Consider the following 421-nt stretch of genomic DNA (forward strand, 5'->3'; position numbering starts at 1 on the left):
GAGAGAGTTGGGTGTCCCGGTTCTGCATTTCCAGAAGCATTTCTGCCATTAAGGTCTGCTGTTCTTCGATTTGCCCAATCATGGACTCCATTAAGGGTATAATTTCCCGGCTTTCTTCTAATGTCATTTAATCGCTCCTTCCATAATGATAATGCACCTGATACTTTCCCAAAGGTGTCCAGTATCTTTTGCAATAACGTGTTTTGTTGTTTTATGATTTGATTTTCCGCTACTTTCCACGAACCTTTTATTTCCTGCCCGGCAAGAAACTTTTGTTCAATCTTTCTTGCGTCAGCACCTTCATGGATGGTAGGAATCTGGAGTTTTCCCTGCTTTTCGTAAGAACGGTGATCGACCTGATTATGCAAAGGCAGATGTTCATTACACACCTTTGCCCACTCGCTCCGCCACAGTTCACAGT

At 43.2% G+C, this 421-nt stretch carries 1 protein-coding gene; it reads right to left on the reverse strand.

What is annotated here, in order from left to right; genetic code table 11:
* On the reverse strand, positions 1 to 421 hold a 421-nt coding region (locus tag M72_RS15575), incomplete at both ends, for a MobA/MobL family protein (protein ID WP_176694805.1).

The sequence above is a fragment of the Roseburia faecis genome (assembly GCF_001406815.1).
GTDB classification, from domain to species: domain Bacteria; phylum Bacillota; class Clostridia; order Lachnospirales; family Lachnospiraceae; genus Roseburia; species Roseburia faecis.